The 14797-nt window shown below is 39.5% G+C and carries 15 protein-coding genes and 1 pseudogene; 2 read left to right on the top strand and 14 right to left on the bottom strand.

Going from position 1 to position 14797, the window contains the following annotated elements; genetic code table 11:
• Positions 1 to 148: 148 nt before the first annotated feature.
• Complete coding sequence (locus tag ACFRAK_RS13405) at positions 149 to 1069, bottom strand: patatin-like phospholipase family protein (RefSeq protein ID WP_387595604.1); 921 nt, start codon at positions 1067 to 1069, stop codon at positions 149 to 151.
• A gap of 871 nt (positions 1070 to 1940) precedes the next feature.
• Between ACFRAK_RS13405 and ACFRAK_RS13400 the strand changes: the two genes are divergently transcribed.
• Positions 1941 to 2195 carry a hypothetical protein gene (locus tag ACFRAK_RS13400; protein ID WP_394571858.1) on the top strand — a complete coding sequence of 85 codons (255 nt, stop codon included), beginning with the start codon at positions 1941 to 1943 and terminating at the stop codon, positions 2193 to 2195.
• 31 nt (positions 2196 to 2226) lie between these two features.
• A complete protein-coding gene (locus tag ACFRAK_RS13395) occupies positions 2227 to 2328 on the top strand; it encodes a DinB family protein (protein WP_394571857.1) in 102 nt (33 codons plus the stop codon).
• Between the two features lie 161 nt (positions 2329 to 2489).
• On the opposite strand, the gene ACFRAK_RS13390 is transcribed toward ACFRAK_RS13395, so the two are convergent.
• The 13 genes and pseudogenes from ACFRAK_RS13390 to ACFRAK_RS13330 all read right to left on the bottom strand — a co-directional run bounded on the left by ACFRAK_RS13390 (position 2490) and on the right by ACFRAK_RS13330 (position 14757).
• Positions 2490 to 4904 carry a heavy metal translocating P-type ATPase gene (locus ACFRAK_RS13390; RefSeq protein ID WP_394571856.1) on the bottom strand — a complete coding sequence of 805 codons (2415 nt, stop codon included), beginning with the start codon at positions 4902 to 4904 and terminating at the stop codon, positions 2490 to 2492.
• 74 nt (positions 4905 to 4978) lie between these two features.
• The gene (gene copZ / locus ACFRAK_RS13385; RefSeq protein ID WP_076368959.1) at positions 4979 to 5185 is read right to left on the bottom strand and encodes a copper chaperone CopZ; all 207 of its coding nucleotides are present in this window, start codon (positions 5183 to 5185) and stop codon (positions 4979 to 4981) included.
• 16 nt (positions 5186 to 5201) lie between these two features.
• Positions 5202 to 5543, bottom strand: coding sequence for a metal-sensitive transcriptional regulator (locus tag ACFRAK_RS13380; protein ID WP_192208237.1), 342 nt, complete (start codon positions 5541 to 5543; stop codon positions 5202 to 5204).
• A gap of 276 nt (positions 5544 to 5819) precedes the next feature.
• Positions 5820 to 5918 (bottom strand): annotated as a pseudogene (locus tag ACFRAK_RS13375) (NupC/NupG family nucleoside CNT transporter); the annotation flags it as partial.
• 379 nt (positions 5919 to 6297) lie between these two features.
• The gene (locus ACFRAK_RS13370; RefSeq protein ID WP_387595598.1) at positions 6298 to 7263 is read right to left on the bottom strand and encodes a S8 family peptidase; all 966 of its coding nucleotides are present in this window, start codon (positions 7261 to 7263) and stop codon (positions 6298 to 6300) included.
• A 512-nt stretch (positions 7264 to 7775) separates the two neighbouring features.
• Entirely contained in the window at positions 7776 to 8078 is a 303-nt protein-coding gene (locus ACFRAK_RS13365; protein WP_387595595.1) for a hypothetical protein, read from the bottom strand.
• Positions 8079 to 8231: 153 nt separating this feature from the next.
• Positions 8232 to 9482, bottom strand: coding sequence for an ABC transporter permease (locus ACFRAK_RS13360; protein ID WP_387595592.1), 1251 nt, complete (start codon positions 9480 to 9482; stop codon positions 8232 to 8234).
• Positions 9475 to 10374 carry an ABC transporter ATP-binding protein gene (locus ACFRAK_RS13355; protein WP_192204421.1) on the bottom strand — a complete coding sequence of 300 codons (900 nt, stop codon included), beginning with the start codon at positions 10372 to 10374 and terminating at the stop codon, positions 9475 to 9477. Before ACFRAK_RS13355 ends, ACFRAK_RS13360 begins: the two co-directional genes overlap by 8 nt.
• A 1106-nt stretch (positions 10375 to 11480) precedes the next feature.
• Positions 11481 to 12260: a sulfite exporter TauE/SafE family protein gene (locus tag ACFRAK_RS13350; RefSeq protein WP_192204420.1), complete on the bottom strand. Its 780-nt coding sequence runs from the start codon at positions 12258 to 12260 to the stop codon at positions 11481 to 11483.
• 51 nt (positions 12261 to 12311) lie between these two features.
• Positions 12312 to 12539, bottom strand: a complete 228-nt coding sequence (locus ACFRAK_RS13345) for a sulfurtransferase TusA family protein (protein ID WP_192204419.1) — start codon at positions 12537 to 12539, stop codon at positions 12312 to 12314.
• A gap of 44 nt (positions 12540 to 12583) precedes the next feature.
• On the bottom strand, positions 12584 to 13711 hold the full coding sequence (locus ACFRAK_RS13340; protein WP_387595587.1) for an MBL fold metallo-hydrolase: 1128 nt from the start codon (positions 13709 to 13711) through the stop codon (positions 12584 to 12586).
• A gap of 49 nt (positions 13712 to 13760) precedes the next feature.
• Entirely contained in the window at positions 13761 to 14156 is a 396-nt protein-coding gene (locus ACFRAK_RS13335; protein ID WP_387595584.1) for a DsrE/DsrF/DrsH-like family protein, read from the bottom strand.
• Positions 14157 to 14184: 28 nt separating this feature from the next.
• Positions 14185 to 14757, bottom strand: coding sequence for a sulfurtransferase TusA family protein (locus ACFRAK_RS13330; RefSeq protein WP_260288860.1), 573 nt, complete (start codon positions 14755 to 14757; stop codon positions 14185 to 14187).
• Between the last annotated feature and the right edge of the window lie 40 nt (positions 14758 to 14797).

Here is a 14797-nt window from a genome sequence, read left to right as displayed (position 1 = left end):
ATATATTATATTAATTTTTTATGATTGTAATTTCACTTATTGCTTTTGAATTAAACGATTGGTTCGTTCATTCAATAAAAAAAAGAGCCGTTTGTAACAGCTCCTTGTCCCCCTCTTCCCCCCAATGAATGATAGAGGAATGTTTCTCCTACTCTTTTTTTACTCTTTGCATGCGTTTGATCTTATATTGTTCAAAATCCCAAGTCGATAAAAATTCCTTTGCAGAAGTATAGCCTGATTGATAGAGAAAGTCGATTTCTTCCTCACTCAGTTCAAAGTCCGTTGCGTTGATGCCGCCAGTAGGAATTTGAATCGTTCGTTCAATCGTTTCTTCGTTCATATGTCGTAAATCATGGGCTTGAAGCATCGTTTTAAATATATTTTTGAAAAGGTGGATTGGCGTTGGTATAACCGGATCAATGTTAACTTCATCTTTCACAAAATGGAATCCGAATGTTGGAAAGCGAGGATTGTCTGTATCGAAAATCCATATTGGGAAGTTACTAAGTAAACCACCATCTAAAATGTAGGATTTTTTCCGGTCTTTTGATTTCCAAATAACCGGACGGAAGAAAAATGGTAGGGAGGCACTCATCATTACGGCAGTTGAAACCTTTAAATCAGCAGGAGACATCCCATAGCGTTCCAAATCATCTGGCAAAATAAGCATCTGCCCATTCGAAACATCAGACGCAATTATCTTCAACTTTCCATCTGGAAGATCCGCGAATGTCTTAATCCCTTTTTCTGAAAGAAGAGAATCCACCCATGTTTCCAAATAGTCATTTTTAAAAATCCCAAGATGAACATTAAGTTCCAAAAATACGCCCAAAATGGGAATTCGATTCAGTAATGTCCTGCCCCGAATCTTCGAGTAGTTGATTTCACTATACCGCTCTCTAATTTCATGGCTTTTATAGCCACTAGCCAAAAGAGCTGCGATTACTGCTCCTGCTGATGTCCCAGCAAGTCTCTCCCATTCCACTTTTTCCTCTTCCATCGCTTGTATCGCTCCAATAAAAGCAATTCCCCTGACACCCCCACCTTCAAAAACGGCATCTGCTTTCATTTTTATCCACCTCTCTCGATAAGAGTTATTATAATTATTAACAGTATTTTTATATAAAGCGAACTTTCACATTCTTAGATTCCAAAAATCAGTCCCCTTAGTGGGAGTATAAAACCGCTTGACATCGACGGTTGAAATTAATGACGGTTCTATTTTTCTAACAAATTCGCTAGTTATGTTCCATCCCTGATTGACCATTGGTTGCATATCCATTCATTTTTGTTTTTTTAACACCTTTATCATTACTTCATGTCTGTGGATTCCTTACTTGGGAAACCCTTAATCATTTTCTCTGGCTCTACAACTATATTAAGAGTGGATAGACATTCTGACAGTGGTGAACGCAACATTGATGGTAATCAATTTAATAACAGTAATAGATGGCATCTTCTATCATCGTATGTATAAAACGAGGCTTTGGCATGGACAAATTATCTGATACCCTTTAAAAAACTTCATCAAATCTCAAAATGGGTAACAAAATAGTAAAGTGTCTACCCCATTACTGCTTTTTTAGTACTAAATTTTATTTTATTACTTGCCTTACTATACTTAATAGACTGATTCATTAAAGAAGAAAAGTCAGTAAAAAGGCTGCCTATATGAAAAACTTTCTATAAACAAGTCCTTTTTGGTGAAAAACCAATTTATTCACTTATCAAAAAAGGTGATTTTCTTTAAAGGATGACCGTTATTTTTTATAGAGGTATTTTTTAAATTATGCCGAAATGGATATGTAACAATTGAAGGAGTGAAAAAGTGGAAATGAACCGTGCAAGGAAAATGTATGACTACCACGTGTGGGCTAATCAGCAAGTGTTCCAAAACCTAAAACAATTACCTGACGCAGTCTATGGCAACACGATAAAAAGTGTTATCCATCAAGGAAGTCCTTGTTCACCTTTACGCAACAGATATTACCTGGCTGGAGATAATGAAAGGAAGCACCGTTCAAGATACTTTTATGAAAGTTGAACAACGACGAAAAGAAGTGGACGGAGTCTCAATACATGAACTGGAATCCCGCTTTGATGAACTTGCAAAGGATTATTATGATTTTCTTGCTTCGCAGCCTGATCTTGAACGGACCATTGTAACCGAACATCCCAAAATGGGGGGCTTGTGAGTTTATACTTGCCGACCTCATCCATCATGTAGTGAATCATGGGACCTACCATCGCGGTAATGTATCAGCGATGCTCCACCAACAAGGCGAGCGTGACGCACCAACCGATTATGTATTTTATTGTTTAAAATAAGCGGTTTGGCAACCGAAAGTATGAAGGAACATCATTTAGGAGTCGCTATAAACATAAAAAAGCACGGCTATTCCAATTGAAAGCCGATGATTCACTTGCCAAGGAATCATCGGCTTTTATCTGAATGAAAATCCAAACGCTTTGTAGCATTCATTATATCTTTAGAGCTTTACCCGTTGAAGGCGAAGTGCATTCAATACGACTGATACAGAACTGAAAGCCATGGCAGCACCAGCTAACCAAGGGGCAAGCAGTCCGATTGCCGCAATTGGTATCCCGATCACGTTATAGGCAAAAGCCCAGAATAGGTTTTGTTTGATATTCCGCATCGTTTTCCGGCTCATGAGGATTGCATCTGCAATACTGGTCAAATCTCCCCTGATCAAAGTGATATCGGCAGCTTCCATGGCTACGTCCGTCCCGGTTCCTATAGCCATTCCTATATCGGCTAGTGCTAGCGCGGGAGCATCATTTATCCCATCCCCGACCATTGCCACTCTTTTACCGGCGGCCTGCAGTTTCTTCACTTCTTCCGCTTTCCCTTCAGGAAGGACTTCTGCAATCACTTGGTCAATGCCCACTTGATGGCCGATTGCATTTGCTGTCCTTTGATTATCCCCGGTTATCATGATGACCTGGATATCCATTGCTTTCAACCTTTCAATCGCCGTTTGCGAGGTATCTTTTATCGTATCGGCAACGGCAATGAGTCCTGCATATTCACCTTCAATGCTAGCGAGCATTGCTGTCTTCCCTTGCTCTTCAAATGCTTCCATCGCTGTTAGGGCCTTAGTAATATCCACGTTATTTTGCTTCATCAATTTACGGGTTCCGACGTACAACACTTTTTGATCCACTACAGCTCTCACACCGTATCCTGGAATCGCTTCAAATTCCTCAATCGCAGCAAGTGATATCTGTCTTGCTTGAATTCCTTGAACGATTGATTGCGCAAGAGGGTGTTCAGATTGTTTTTCAGCTGCGCCGATTAGAGATAAAAACTGTTCTTCTTCCATACCGTTCTCGATGAGGACATCGGTCAACACAGGGGCACCATTTGTCACTGTTCCCGTTTTATCCAAAATGACCGTATCTATATTGTGTGTGGTTTCCAAGTGTTCCCCGCCTTTAAATAAAATACCGAATTCAGCGGCCCGACCTGATCCTGCCATGATGGATGTGGGAGTGGCCAGACCTAAAGCACAAGGACAGGCTATGACTAGCACTGCGATCATCGCCTCAAAAGCTGGTGTGAACTCTCCAGGGTTAACCCAAATCATCCAAACCAGAAAAGTTAAAAGGGCGATTCCGACAACAATGGGGACGAAGACACCGGAAATTTGGTCAGCAAGACGTTGGATCGGAGCTTTGGACCCTTGAGCATCTTCGACCACTTTTATGATTTGGGAAAGAGCTGTATCCCTGCCGATCTTTGTCGCTTTCATTTTGAGAAAACCATTCTTATTCAATGTTGAACCGATCACAGTATCCCCGTTTGTTTTATCCACCGGAATGCTCTCACCCGTTAACATGGATTCATCAACGGCAGAGTTCCCTTCGACTACTTCACCATCGACAGGGATCTTTTCACCCGGCTTCACCAAAATCGTATCACCCACGATGACTTCCTCAAGTGGCATTTCAATTTCTTCCCCATTCCTTAACACCAGTGCCGTTTTGGCCTGAAGCCCCATCAATTTTTTGATGGCTTCGGAAGAACGTCCTTTTGCTTTTGCTTCAAAAAGCTTACCTAAAAGAATGAGGGTGATAAGAATCGAACTAGTTTCGAAATAAAGTTGTGCCGTATTGTGATGGGACCCCATCGAGATGATCGCCTGATAAACACTGTAAAAATAAGCAGCGGATGTTCCCATTGCGACTAATACATCCATATTGGCACTTTTATTTTTCAAGGCTTTATAAGCCCCAACATAAAACTGCTTTCCAATCAGAAATTGCACGGGGGTGGCGAATGCCATTTGCACCCAAGGATTCATGAGGAAATCAGGCATATAGATAAACGAAGTAAAACTAAAATGGCTTACCATCGCCCATAACAATGGAAATGATAATATGACAGAAAAAATGAATGTATTCTTTTGTTTTTGAATTTCTTTTTGACGGAAATCCACTGATTCCGGGTTATCTTCCTTGATGATTGCCCCATATCCTAACTTCTCCACCCGTTTAATGATATCAACAGGGGAGGCTTCGGAAGGATCATATTCGACTGTCGCATTTTCAAGCGCAAGGTTCACATTGGCCATGCTTACTCCATCCAGCTTATTTAACCCTTTTTCAATCCGGTTAGCACAAGCAGCGCAAGTCATGCCTGTAATCGTAAATTCTTTTTTCTCTTTTATTACATCATAGCCAAGATCTTGAATTTTCTTTTCAAAATCCTTGTTGCTTAATTTTTCCGTATCATATTTAATGACCGATTTCTCAAGAGCCAAATTAACGGTGGCTTCCTCAACGCCTTCCATTCGGTTTAGCCCTTTTTCAATCCGGTTAGCACAGGCAGCGCAAGTCATACCTGTAATCTGCATGGTTGTTTCTTTTATTTGGCCGCTCATATCATCCCCGCCTCCATATACCATTATGGGGTATATTTTTTGTAAAAAAAAGTGCTTAACAGCACTCCCATGACTTATTCGACATCGTAGCCTTGATCATCAATTGTTTCTTTTATTTTCTCAAGTGATACTTTTTCCTTATCAAACGCTACATCTACTTTTCCTGCGTCCAAATGCACTTTTACGCTTTCAACACCTGCAAGTTTTCCTACATTCCCTTCAACTGCATTTACACAATGACCACAAGACATTCCACTTACACTCAATGTTACATTTTCCATTTCAACATCTACTCCTTTATTTTTTCATTAATTTTTGTATCGTTACAAGCACTTCATCTATAACCTCTGTATCCCCTTCATTCAGGCGTTCGACCACACAATTCCTTAGATGGCCTTCCAATAATATCTTGGCTACACTATTCATCGCGCTTTGTGTAGCTGCTATTTGGGTAATCACATCATCACAATACGTATCTTTTTCAATAAGACCCTTTATACCGCGAATTTGACCTTCAATTCGATTTAATCGGGTCGTTAAATTCTTTTTTACTGCTTCTGAGTGATGACTCTTTCGGCCGTGGGAAGAGGTCGTACAGCATTCTTCTTCATTCACAGAATCTTTACTACCATTCAACATTTCATCCATTTCCCATCCCTCCTCGAAAATAAATATACCATACCCTACTACCCTATGCAAAGAGAAAAGCTATTGTGTCAATATTTTTTTATTCTTTGCTTATTAAGCAAATCTATTCCTTAGTCTGTTTAACAAAACTACACACAAAATACCCCATGCGAAGCTAAACAAAAAAGGATGAGCTACATGAGTCTACTATGGATGCAAATAAAGGATGTTCTTACTCCACACCTTTTAGTTGAATACACAAAAAAGTAATATATTTTTCATTGGTTATCAAACAAATAATCCAACAATCATAGCCCTTAACATGGAGACAGCCATGCCGCTAAGCAACAGCTTCCAAACATTCCTTCCGAAAATGTGCGATTTTTCATCAATTGCGGGCACACAGTTAGGAGTGGAATTCGCAGGTTCCTCACAAATTGTAGATCCCTGGGGAGACGTTGTTCAGAATTTGATCAAGAAGTTGGTGAATTAAAGGCAACTTTAGATTTAGGGAAAGTACCGCAAATAAGAAAAGAAGTTCCTTTATTCGATTCCAGAGTGCCAGAGAAATATAGAAAGTTATAAAGTAGAAGCTCCTTGTAACATCTAGAGTTTTATTTTCGTTATAGTTCTAAACAAAAAATTTACATAAAAAAAAACCCTTAGTTACTCTCAGAGGGTTGGTTTGTATCATTTTTTAATTGAGTTTCTAACCCCATATACATGAAATTAGGATCATATACTTACCTTTTCTCTATCTGTAAGGTTAAGTAAACTCCCTTAAAATCTTTTTTATATTTTCTAATTTCTGGTAATTTAGTTTCAGCATTCCATGCCCTTCTTGAGTCTTTGGTTTGCCCAGTGAAACTGTATTATTTAAGAGTTCATTAAATTCTTCTACCTCTGTTAACTTACGGCCAAGTTTTGTTTCAAATTTATTTATCAAAAGCGCAACAGCCCCTGACACATGTGGTACAGCCATGGATGTACCAGATAAGACGGCAAATTGGTTACCAGGAAAGGTTGATACAATTTTCTCCCCTGGTGCAACTAAATCCACTTCACCATTAGAATTACTAAATCTTGATATACGTTCACGCAGGTTAACTGAGCCTACTGCCACAACTTCCTCGTATGCAGCTGGATAACTGTACTCGTTTGTTTCGGCATTTCCATCACCTTCATTACCCGCGGCACACACGACCATTATATTAGATTGAACGGCGTTTATAATCGACGAATGTAAGGCCGGGTCATCATCCGGTCCCCCTAATGACATAGAGATAACCCTTACTTTTTCACCTTTAGGGCCTGTCCAATTGACAGCGTAATTAATAGCGGAAGTAATGCTTTCTGTTGTTCCTTCTCCTGATCCATTTAAAACCTTAAGTACCAGCAACTTCGCTTTAGGTGCTGCACCTACAACTCCAAAACCATTTTCTGCTGCTGCAATGGTTCCGCTGACATGAGTCCCATGTCCGTTATTATCGGCAAAGTTGAAGGGATCACCATAATAATCTTCCGTGAAATTATATCCTCCAATAATTTGACCAATTAAATCAGGGTGATCTGATTGGCATCCTGAATCGATTACGGCTACTACAATGTTCTCACCCTTAAACCCTTCTCTCCAAATAGAGCGTGCACGAATCATTTTAATACCTCTTGGAACTTCCGAAGTGGTTTCTGTTATTCCTTCTACTTGGAAGGGTACTAATTGAACATTTGGCAATTCTAGCCTCTCCCTTCATATTACCCCTAAAACGGGCGGAAGCATCGCCTTTTTTTGTCATGACAAAATAGGGAAACCACACTTAAAACCCGTTTGGGAAAGCTGAATCCAAAAACATTGATTTCAGCCTTTCTTTATCCTATGAATGGAGACAAGCTTTTGCTATAAACCTTAGTCTAATTTGATATTTTAGTTTTCTTAGGCAAAAAATTATTTTATAAAGGAGAGAAAATTCACATTCAGTCAGAACCTTAGTAAAAATATTAATTACATGAACGACCTTATCGGAAAGGAAAAAAAGCTCCCTCATCGGCAGCTTTTACACTTCCATTATAAAAACCATCATGATTACCTATATCATGCATTAATTCAAATATAGGTAAAGGATGAATAATTGATGACTGAACGAACTCCTTTTAAAAGAACTATGATTTTTAAGAATGTGGAACCTATATATCTTCAAAGCTAAAAAATCTAATTAAAAACGGGAACTTGATTGGATAATGGGAATATTACTGTTCTTTTGAAATATTATTATTCCTTTTCTTCTTCACTAAAAGAATGATGGCAACGATAAAGGCCACTGCACTATATATCCAGGTAAACATAAAGGCGAGGCCCAATCCGATATTTGCATCCATATAATCGTTTTTCACATGATCAATAGCTAAATATAGAAGCGGTGCCCCTCCAATTATGAGCAGGATGACCCAGAGAACGTTCATTTTCAGACTTCTGCTTGATAAAATAATAATGATGAAAGATAGCAAGAGAAACGCTTCTGAAGCTATCGTCAACGTTACCAGATTGCTCATAATATATCACTCCTAATCATGGTTGCCTAAATGGAATATATTTATATTCCCTTATATCTATGTCGCTTTTCGTTCCTTTTTGATAAATTGATATTATTATCTTAGTAAAAAACCTGAATTCCTCCAAGAGAAATGAAGGATCCAGGTTTCATGTTAATTTTTCTTTGATAATTGCAAGGCATTTTTGATGCTTTTCAATGATTTTGAGCTTCCGTACATCAAGACTCCACCACGATAGATTTTTGCTCCGATAATTCCAAGTAAAACAATGGTTAAGATCAACACAGCAATGCTGATGGCGATTTCCCAGAATGGAACTTCAAGCATCCCTACGCGCAAGAACATGATCATTGGCGTGAAAAATGGAATGAATGATGTAATCGTAATATAACTCGCTGACGGATTCCCCAATCCAAACATCGCAATCATGAAGGCAATGACGACCAACATGGTCATCGGTGAAATCATTTGCTGGACATCTTCAATTTTGCTGACAACGGACCCAAGACATGCCGCAAGAGTCGCGTACAGAAAATAACCAAGCAAAGCGAAAATGATCGCATAAATGATTGTTGAGATATCGGTGCTTCCGAAACCGAAAAATGAAAAGAATCCTTCATCCATACCAGTCAAGTTTTGTTTAATCGAGAAATAGCCCACTCCAAAAAATAAAATCATTTGTGTAAGACTAAGCAAGGCTACCCCCATTATTTTGGCAAACATCTGTGTGACTGGGGGGACACTTGAAATCAGGATTTCCATGACCCGTGATGTTTTCTCAGTAGCCACTTCCATTGCAATCATCGTTGCATACATCAATACACCGAAGTAAATGACGAATAGGAGCACATACACGAGACCGCGTGCTTGATTGAGATCCTCTTCCGTTTTTGCATTTTTCGCAAGCGCAATCGTATCAAATGCTGGCGGCGTATTCAATTGAGCGATTTGCTGTTCTGTCAAATTCAATTCCTTCGCAGTTATTTGACCCTTCAATTGGGTGAGCGCTAAAAGCAAATCATTACTTACCGCAGAATCTGAAATTTGATTCGCTTTATACGTTCCCTTGAAGCCTACGGTTTCATCCTTTTCGATTAACAAATAGCCAACGATATCATCCGTGCTGACCATTTCCTCCGCTTCCTTTTCATCCTTGGCGGATATTATCGATAAGTCATCGTTCACACCTGCTACCGCTTTTTTGTAAGAATCAAATAAGCTACCTTCAGTCTTATCGATGACGGCAACCTTTTCCTGATCATCACTGTCGAATTTATCAATAAGATTCGAAATATTCGTAAGGACAAGAATCAGGGCCATCATAATGATTGTAGAAATGATAAAGGATTTCGTTTTTAATTTTGATAGATATGTATGGGAAAGGACAATCCAAAAGTTATTCATAGACGGCACCCACTTTTTCAATGAAAATATCCGTTAGCGATGGTTCTTCCAATTCGAATTTACGCACGAAACCTCTTGGAACAAGATCACGAATCATGTTCTCAGCCACATCTTCTCCAGTGACTTGAAGAATTTTCCCTTCCATCGTGTTCTTTACTTTTGTTACACCTGAATAATTATCCAAAAAGGATAAATCAAAATCAGCTTTAATTGACACATTCTTTTTACCAAAAGAACGCTTGATTTCTTTTAATTTTCCAGCCACAACAGGGGAACCTTTATGCATGATGCAAAGATGCTCACACATCTCTTCAACATGCTCCATGCGATGGCTCGAGAAAACGATTGTCGTACCGCTGTCCCTTAAGTCGATGACGGCTTTCTTCAGAATTTCCACATTCACGGGATCCAGTCCGCTGAAGGGTTCGTCAAGGATAAGTAATTCAGGTTTATGAATCATGGATGCGATTAGCTGGATTTTTTGCTGATTTCCCTTTGAAAGTTCTTCAACTCGCTTATCAATATACTCGGGAACCATAAAGCGGTCTAGCCAATACTCCAACTCTTTCATAGCATCCCTTTTGTTCATTCCTCTTAATCTAGCCAAATACACAATTTGATCACGGACCTTCAGTTTTGGATATAGTCCGCGTTCCTCAGGAAGATAGCCAATCAATGAACTGGTCTTATAATCGATTTTGTTACCATCCCAGGTCACTTCCCCTTCAGTCGGGTCAAGCAGGCCGAGTATCATTCGGAACGTTGTCGTTTTCCCCGCACCGTTCCCACCTAAAAAACCGAACATTTCTTTCTCGGGAATAGTTAAATCAAGCTGGTTGACAGCTGTGAATTCCCCGAATTTTTTCGTAACTTCTTTAATTTGTAAAGCCAATGGACAACCTCCTATAATATGATTCTTAATATATGTTACCGGAAAGGTTTTCCAATTTCAACTACCGAAAAGATCTAAAGAACTCTTCTCCCCCATCATTATATGCAAAGTTCTAGAAACAAATTTCCATTACCTAGCCACCGGAAAAGAATTCCAAACACTTTTAACACTATGGGTCTTCTCTTAATCGTTGTTGAAGTAGTTGTATAGGGTGGATACGAGGGCAGTTACGGGTATTGAGGCTACCGCTAATAAATAATATAAAAAAGGACAGCTATATGACGGTTTCTTTAGACGATTTCTTGGTGGTCATCCCGGTGTTTTTTAAAAAAATATCGCTTTCGAATATCCCTTTTCATCGGGGCTATTCCCCGGTCGACCACAACATCTAATGAAGACTGAATAAACCTACCTAACAACACGCCCCAGCTTCCATATCCTTATTTCCGATTTGCCGGTATTCACGAAATAAGGCATTTACTTTATCGCTTATTTTAATGACTCTCTTCGTATCAATGTTAAAATTCTTCTGTCTCACCCATTCCTACAAACTGGACAGTTGTGAACCTTATCAAATATTTCGTTTGCAAAATCTGCTCGCTGCTTAATTCTTATCTATTACTGACCCTTTTCCTTGAGAAACCATCTCATCATCTTCTCCCTTCCATGAAAGCAAGGGATTGCCAGGTTCTTCTCCTTGTAATGTTTTGATGGCTAATCTGCTTGTTAGAATAGCCGTTTGTAGCGCATCAAGCGAACCATATAGCGTGAAAACTGATTAACAACCTGTCAGGTTCTTCCCAAAGAACTGGTCAGGGCGGCAAAAGATGCCCTGTTGGAGACTAAGATACTGCTATCCTCCGGGTCTTTAAATAGGCATTGAAAACAACCATCTTTGTTTGGATTGTTTGTAAGAAGAGAACGCCCCCCGATTCCTAAAGGGTCTAACCAGGTATAGATGATAGGTGGACTGTTTATAAACAAAAAAGACCCAAACCCTTGTGATATCAAGGATTTGAGCCTTTGATAGTTGATGACCTGTGAGGGATTGGAATCCACGACCCCTTCCCTGTCAAGGTCGGAAGGGTCCAATATTCCCAAAAATCTTAAGATAAAATACCCATCCAAATTTTCACAGCCGTTGCTAGAATTAATAGAGCTAAGATGACTTGAAGTATTTTTGTATTCATTTTTTTACCAGCCATCGCTCCTAGAGGAGACGCTATTAAGCTTGCTATAACCATGATCAAGGCAGGGTAGAAGTCAACTTGCCCTGTTGAAACTTTCCCTACCGTTGCGCCAATCGATGAAATGAATGTAATCGCTAAGGAAGAGGCGATCGTTACCCTAGTTGGGACTTTTAAGACAACCAACATTATTGGAACTAATAAGAATCCACCGGCAGCACCTACAATCCCTGAACCCAAACCGACAATCAAGGCTAGAGTTGCTGCGAGCCATTTGTTGAAGGTTACTTGATCCATTGGAACATCATCTATTCCTTTTTTAGGTATAAACATCATGACAGCTGCTATTAGAGCAAGTAGGCCATACACAATATTTATCCCGTCTTCAGACATGGATTGCGATCCAAAACTCCCAATTACACTACCTATGAGTACACTGACACCCATATAGATGATGAGCGTCTTATTTAGATAGCCACCTTTACGATAAGCCCAGACACCGCCTATGGATGCAAATAATACTTGGACGGCACTTATTCCTGAGACTTCATGAGCACTAAAAGCCGCTAAACCGAAAAGTGGTGGTATATACAAAAGCATTGGGTATTTAATGATGGATCCGCCTATACCTAGCATTCCTGAAATATATGAACCAATAAATCCTATCAAAAAGATAGTAATGATAAACGTAATTTCCATTTTTATTGCCTCCTCGAAAAGAAGGGAACCTATAAGGTTCCCTTATCATTATCAGCCTTTTTTAATCCAAAATTTTAGAACTTCATTTTCTTCTGCAGTTTTCACTAGCTCATGACCACCAGATTTTGACCATGCAGCTAAATCTGCTTTGGCGCCTTTATCTGTCACATGTATTTCTAATACTTGACCAGATTGTAAATCATTCATAGCCTTCTTTGTTCTAACAATCGGCATTGGACAAGCAAGTCCCTTTGCATCTAACATTTTATCTGAATTCATCATACATCTCTCCTGTTTTCTTAGTATATAATCTTTTTTTATGTTCAACGAACCGCACAGCGGTTTGGTCCAATTTCCATTTCGCGCTGTTGTTCCTCATCAGGGGTGATTTTCCCCATATTCGTTTTGCGGATTTCTTGATACGCGTTTGGCTGAGGAGGTAAGTTTCCTGTAACCAACTCTCTGAATTCTGTTTCGTCAGCAATGTTCAAACCATGATTTTCTGCAAATAACGTTCCTAATTCCTTCGCAACACTTCCGTCTTCATTTAATTCTTCAATGATCATAAAGTGAGATGGCAGTACAATTAACTCGTTTGACAATTCTCTATAGCGAGTATAAAGTGTTTCTCTCAAGTCTCCTACCCAATCCTCAGCCAATCCTGCTAAGTCTGGTCTACCAATGGAATCGATGAATAGAATATCCCCGGAAAGCAAGTATTTTTCATCGACTACAAATGAGGTGGAACCAATCGTGTGGCCCGGTGAGTATAGAGCATGAATATTGATAGCTGTATGACCAATCGTAACCACATTTCCGCCTTCTAATGGCTGATATTCAAAGGTCACTTCTGTTGCATCTTTTGGTGGCAGCCAGTAAGTTGCATTTGAACTTTCTGCTATTTGTCTTCCACCTGAAATATGATCTGCATGTAAGTGTGTATCCAATACGTGAGTGATCTTCGCTCCAATACTATCGGCAAAATCAAGGTAGATATCAGTCATTCTTGTGGAATCAATAACTGCTGCTTCACCATTAGAAACGACCATGTAAGATAAACAACCTTTACCAAGACGTACAAATTGATAGATTTCTCCGCCATTATTCAAATTCCCAATTTTCACTGGTTCTAAGTGTTCACTCCATGCTTTCATTCCGCCCTTCAAATAAGAAACATCCAATCCAGCTTCAGATAGCATTTCAGCTACCATGACAGATGAGCCTTCCTTTGCACATACTACCAGGATTTCTTTATTGGCCGGGATTTGATCGAGGATTTCTTCCACGCCATCCAGTAGATCAAAGTAAGGGATATTAAGGAATTTAAAGTTCTGCCCTTCAATTTTCCAATCATTAAAGTCACTTTCATTTCGAACATCCAAAATAAATAAGTCCGCTTTATTAATTACTTTCTTTGAAACCTCAGCGGCTGTCATTTGCTTAAACGCCATTCTGCATACCCCCCCATAGTATTAAAGTTCACAAAAATTTTTACCTTCATTAAAAGGTTAATGTAACATCAGCATCTTTAGCGAACTCTAAAAATGTGATCGCCCCGCCTACTTCGATACCGTCAACGAAAGCTTCCTTTTCCATGCCTAAAACGTCCATGGTCATTTGACACCCAATAAACCTGACATCCATTTCCTGTGCCATTGTAACTAATTCCGGAATTGAAGGAACATTAGCCTTTTTAAAGCCTTCGGCAAAATGCTCCTTACCTTCAGGCAATGGTAGTTGTCCATTCGCTTCTTTATGAATTAAATTCAAGCCTTCAAAAGTAAAGAAAATGGCCACTTCTTGATCTGTTGCAGCAGCTGCCGTTGCGATGTTAAACACTTTATACGCGTCAAATACTCCACCATTACTTGCGATTATTGCTACTTTGTTAGTCATGATATTTTCCTCCATTCTAGGGTCACCTTTATTCATCAACGGATTTTTGTGTAGGTCCGTTCCATTGGCTCATGCCTGGTACAACATTGAATACCTGTTCAAATCCAGCCGCCGTCAGCTTTTGTGCAGCAAGATCACTTCGGCTGCCAGAACGGCAAATCACGAAAATCTCTGACTCTTTATCAAGTTCACCCATACGGTGTTCCAATTCACCCATTGGAAGGGATTTCGCTGCTGGAATGTGATGAAAAGCATACTCTGCTGATTCTCGGACATCCAGAAGAATCATATTTCGATTTTCTTCCATCATTTGAAGAAGTTCTTCATTTGATATGATTTTTTCATGCTTCTTCACTTCTGTTTCTTCTCCGCTTGCTTTCCGAAGATAATGTTTTAGGGTGGTTCCTTCTTCAACTGTACCTAAATATTGATGACCTGTACTTTCCGCCCAGGCTTTCATATCGGCAGTTGACCCTTTATCAGTCGCTTGAACTTCCAGTACTTCCCCTTCTCCCAGGCCATTCATGGCTTTTTTCGTTTTTACGATTGGCATGGGACATGCAAAACCTTTAGCATCCAAAACGGAATTTGTTTTAATCATTTTAGTTCCTCCTTGTTTCCTTTATAGGGGTAGGGGTATA

The sequence above is a fragment of the Peribacillus sp. NPDC056705 genome (assembly GCF_043656335.1).
Note: the sequence above shows the minus strand (reverse complement) of the source record. Positions and strands in the feature narration are given on the sequence as shown.

Bases quoted from the DNA above. Each gene is read 5' to 3' on its own strand.
- ACFRAK_RS13405 (WP_387595604.1), bottom strand. From the start codon at position 1,069: ATGAAAGCAGATGCCGTTTTTGAAGGTGGGGGTGTCAGGGGAATTGCT.
- ACFRAK_RS13330 (WP_260288860.1), bottom strand. From the start codon at position 14,757: ATGATTAAAACAAATTCCGTTTTGGATGCTAAAGGTTTTGCATGTCCC.
- ACFRAK_RS13345 (WP_192204419.1), bottom strand. From the start codon at position 12,539: ATGAATTCAGATAAAATGTTAGATGCAAAGGGACTTGCTTGTCCAATG.
- ACFRAK_RS13350 (WP_192204420.1), bottom strand. From the start codon at position 12,260: ATGGAAATTACGTTTATCATTACTATCTTTTTGATAGGATTTATTGGT.
- ACFRAK_RS13360 (WP_387595592.1), bottom strand. From the start codon at position 9,482: ATGAATAACTTTTGGATTGTCCTTTCCCATACATATCTATCAAAATTA.
- copZ (WP_076368959.1), bottom strand. From the start codon at position 5,185: ATGGAAAATGTAACATTGAGTGTAAGTGGAATGTCTTGTGGTCATTGT.
- ACFRAK_RS13335 (WP_387595584.1), bottom strand. From the start codon at position 14,156: ATGACTAACAAAGTAGCAATAATCGCAAGTAATGGTGGAGTATTTGAC.
- ACFRAK_RS13390 (WP_394571856.1), bottom strand. From the start codon at position 4,904: ATGAGCGGCCAAATAAAAGAAACAACCATGCAGATTACAGGTATGACT.
- ACFRAK_RS13365 (WP_387595595.1), bottom strand. From the start codon at position 8,078: ATGAGCAATCTGGTAACGTTGACGATAGCTTCAGAAGCGTTTCTCTTG.
- ACFRAK_RS13340 (WP_387595587.1), bottom strand. From the start codon at position 13,711: ATGGCGTTTAAGCAAATGACAGCCGCTGAGGTTTCAAAGAAAGTAATT.
- ACFRAK_RS13380 (WP_192208237.1), bottom strand. From the start codon at position 5,543: ATGTTGAATGGTAGTAAAGATTCTGTGAATGAAGAAGAATGCTGTACG.